The sequence below is a fragment of the Pseudomonas sp. GL-RE-29 genome, from assembly GCF_019947275.1.
GTDB classification, from domain to species: domain Bacteria; phylum Pseudomonadota; class Gammaproteobacteria; order Pseudomonadales; family Pseudomonadaceae; genus Aquipseudomonas; species Aquipseudomonas fluorescens_A.
On the sequence record NZ_JAGYGD010000073.1, the window covers coordinates 1 to 3,571 of the forward strand.

The following is a 3,571-nucleotide window of genomic DNA, read 5'->3' on the forward strand; positions in this document are numbered from 1 at the left end:
CAATCGCCATCGCCAGCAAGCCGGCTCCTACAAGAAAGGATCAAATCACCGGAAAATGGATCCTGAACGCCGCCCCGCCCAACGGTGAATCACCCAGGGTCAGTTTGGCGCTGTAGCTTTCGATGATGTCTTTCACCACCGCCAGGCCAATACCCTGCCCCGGATGCTGGCGATCCAGGCGTTCGCCACGCTGCAGGATGCGCGCACGCTGATCCGCTGGTACGCCGGGGCCGTCGTCCTCGACGCACAACTCAATGCCGCCCATCGTCTGACGCGCGCTGATGCGCACTTCGCCCAGGCACAGGCGATAAGCGTTCTCCAGCAGGTTGCCGAGCATTTCCAGCAAAGCGCCCTGCTCGATTGGCACGTAGCAGGCTTCCGGCAAATCGAAGGCGACCTTTACGCGTTTGTCGCGGTAGACCTTGTCCAGCGTGTCGCAAAGACTTTTCAGCACCGGTCGCAGCCGCACCTGATGCCGCACCAGTCCGCTTTTGCGCAGGCTGGCGCGTTGCAATTGATAGCTGATCTGCTGGCTCATGCGCTCGATCTGGGTCTGCAGGACCCAGGCCTGATCGCGATTTTCAGGCCGTTGCGCCATGTCCTCGCTGACGCCTTGCAGCACCGCCAACGGGGTTTTCAGGCTGTGGGCCAGATCGTCCAGGGAATCGCGGTAACGGCTGCGTTGCTCGCGTTCACTGTGCAGCAAGCGGTTCAGCGAGCCGGTCAGGCGCAGCAGTTCGCGCGGGTGTTGTTCGCTGAGGCTTTCGCGGGAACCGCCTTCGATTTCATCCAGCTCCTGACTCAGCCGGCGCAACGCCCGCAAGCCCCAGGTCAGGCCAATCCACAGCAACGCCAGCAGCACCAGCAACGCGGCGCCGAAGCCCAGGTAGAGGTTTTCCCGCAGGCCTTCGAGGGTGACTTCGTACTCGCGCACCGGTTGCAGCGCGACGATGCTGAACGCCGCACTTTTGCCACCCAGCAGCTTGATTTCGACGTCGTAGACGAAAAACTCTTCGCCATTGGCCTGGCGAATCCGCGCGAATTCGTTCCCGCGTCCGTCGTAACGCGGCGTGTAGTTGAGGTTCTCTTCCTGGGTGGCCTTCGAACGCCAGACCAGATGACCTTCGCGGTCGTAAATGTAACCGAGCAGGCGGAAGTCGGAGAGATTGAAGCGCTCGTCGGGCAATTGCGCCGGCATCTGCAAGTGGTTGTTCTCCACCCGCGCGGCGGAGATCAGCGTGGTGACGTCCGACGCCAGGCGCTGCTCGATGGAATCCTGCAACGCGAGGCTGAACGCGCCCTGCATCGCCGGCAACAACGCCAGCATGAACAACACCGCCAGCAGAGTGGCGGCGAGCATCAAACGGACACGAAGGGAACGAATCAAGTGCAGCGCTCATTGAACAGGTAGCCGAGGCCACGCACGGTGTCGATCGGTTTGAACCCGGCCGGGCCTTCGAGTTTGCGGCGCAGGCGGCCGACCAGCACTTCGATCACGTTCGGATCGCGCTCGTCGTCGTCCGGGTACAGCTGTTCCATGAGGCGATCTTTCGCCACCACTTGCTGGTGATGACGCATCAGGTATTCGAGGATGCGGTATTCATAGGCGGTCAGCGCCAGCGGCTGCTCGTCGAGGGTCGCCTGCTTGCGATTGAGATCGAGCAATAACGGCCCGGCGACGATGGTCGACTGGGTGAATCCGCTGGAGCGGCGCAGCAAGGCATTCAGCCGAGCGTCCAGTTCCTCGAACTGGAACGGCTTGACCACGTAATCGTCGGCCCCGGCGGCGAGGCCTTCGACCTTGTCCTGCCAGTTGCCGCGCGCGGTGAGAATCAGGATCGGAAAAGTCTTGCCCCGCGAGCGCAGCTGGCGGATCAGGTCGAGGCCGCCCATGCCCGGCAGGCCGAGGTCGATCACCGCCAGGTCATGGTTGAACTGCTCGGTCTGATACAACGCCTCCTCGGCATTGGCCACCGACTCGACCACGTGGCCGCTGTCAGTCAGGCGGGTTTGCAGGTGATGGCGCAACAGCGCTTCATCTTCGACAACCAGCAATTTCATAACGCGCTCCCGGGCAAATCAACATCTCCAGAGGTACAAACTTGCACCTCGCTGGCTAACATGACAACGGCCTGCTGATACCCACTGGATAAGACAAATCGTAGCGGCCCATGAGATCCTCGTGGCGAAGTTTAATGCCATTGTGCGAGACCGACACATCGGCGTAGGTGGCGTAATAACCGGACTGGTTGTTTTGTTGACCCAGACTCGCGCCCCAGGCACTGCTGCTACCCGGCACAACGTCAACGCTTGAACGGCTCAGCACACGGGACTTTTTGACCTTGCCGCCGGTCTCTCCCAAGGTAAGGCTGGCGAAGTTATCGTCGGCAGCATGGGCGGCAGCACTGGCGCCCAGAACGGTGAACGCCAGAAGCAGATTTTTAAAGCCAGTCATAGGGAGTTTCCTCATGCGCTGTTCGCTTTTTGGGTACGGGCAAGATTACCCACCCCGCCCTGAACTCCCCCTGAACGCAGACTGAACCTAAGCTGAATCAACTCGACCCGAGTGTTTCCATGTTTGAACAGGAGATTCGACCATGCGCATGTTCCTCGCTGTCCTCTTGCTGGCCTTGAGCGGGCTGAGTCAGGCCGCCATCAAGACCCAGGAAATCCCCTACCAAAGTGCCGACGGCACGAAGTTGGTCGGCTACTACGCCTACGACGATGCCATCCAAGGCAAACGCCCCGGTGTCGTGGTGGTGCATGAATGGTGGGGGCTCAACGACTACACGAAGCGCCGCGCCCGCGACCTCGCCGGTCTGGGCTACAGCGCTTTGGCCATCGACATGTATGGCGATGGCAAGAACACCGAACATCCCAAGGACGCCATGGCGTTCATGCAAGCTGCACTGAAAGACAGTTCTGCGTCCAATGCGCGGTTTCAGGCCGGGCTGGAATTGCTGAAGAGTCAGGCGCAAACCGACCCGAATAAAATCGCCGCCATTGGTTACTGCTTCGGTGGCGCCGTGGTGCTGAATGCGGCACGTCAAGGTGTGCCACTGGCCGGCGTGGTGAGCTTTCACGGCGCGCTCGCGACCACTACACCCGCGACGCCCGGCAAGGTGAAAGCGAAAATCCTGGTCGAGCATGGCGCGCAGGACAGTATGGTGACAGCGGATAACGTCGCGGCCTTCAAGGCCGAAATGGACAAGGCCGGCGCCGATTACCAATTCGTCAGCCTCGATGGCGCCAAGCACGGCTTCAGCAATCCTGATGCCGATCGCTTGGGTCATGGCGATCATGGTGGGCCGGACATCGGTTACAACAAGGCCGCCGATGAAAAGTCGTGGGCGGATATGCAGGCGTTTCTCAAGAAGATCTTTAGCTAGCAGTACCCTTGTGGCGAGGGAGCTTGCTTTTGCTCGGCTGCGCAGCAGTCGCAAGCCCTGCAAAAGCGTTCGCCGGATTTGGGGCCGCTTCGCGGCCCAGCGGGAGCAAGCTTCCTCGCCACAATAGCCAGTCACCACTACCCAGCTACAAGGCAACCCGGCAAAATGCCCCACATGAATTC

3 protein-coding genes and 1 pseudogene are annotated in these 3,571 nt (G+C 60.7%); 1 reads left to right on the top strand and 3 read right to left on the bottom strand.

What is annotated here, in order from left to right; genetic code table 11:
• Positions 1 to 40: 40 nt before the first annotated feature.
• The 3 genes and pseudogenes from KGB21_RS29230 to KGB21_RS29240 form a co-directional block, all read right to left on the bottom strand.
• Entirely contained in the window at positions 41 to 1,387 is a 1,347-nt protein-coding gene (locus KGB21_RS29230; RefSeq protein WP_223507536.1) for an ATP-binding protein, read from the bottom strand.
• Positions 1,384 to 2,061 (bottom strand): response regulator, encoded by a 678-nt coding sequence (locus tag KGB21_RS29235; RefSeq protein ID WP_034146140.1) that lies wholly within the window; start codon positions 2,059 to 2,061, stop codon positions 1,384 to 1,386. Before KGB21_RS29235 ends, KGB21_RS29230 begins: the two co-directional genes overlap by 4 nt.
• 64 nt (positions 2,062 to 2,125) lie before the next feature.
• Positions 2,126 to 2,455: pseudogene (locus tag KGB21_RS29240) on the bottom strand (hypothetical protein); the annotation flags it as partial.
• A gap of 142 nt (positions 2,456 to 2,597) precedes the next feature.
• Between KGB21_RS29240 and KGB21_RS29245 the strand changes: the two are divergent.
• Entirely contained in the window at positions 2,598 to 3,389 is a 792-nt protein-coding gene (locus KGB21_RS29245) for a dienelactone hydrolase family protein (RefSeq protein ID WP_223507537.1), read from the top strand.
• Positions 3,390 to 3,571: the final 182 nt, after the last annotated feature.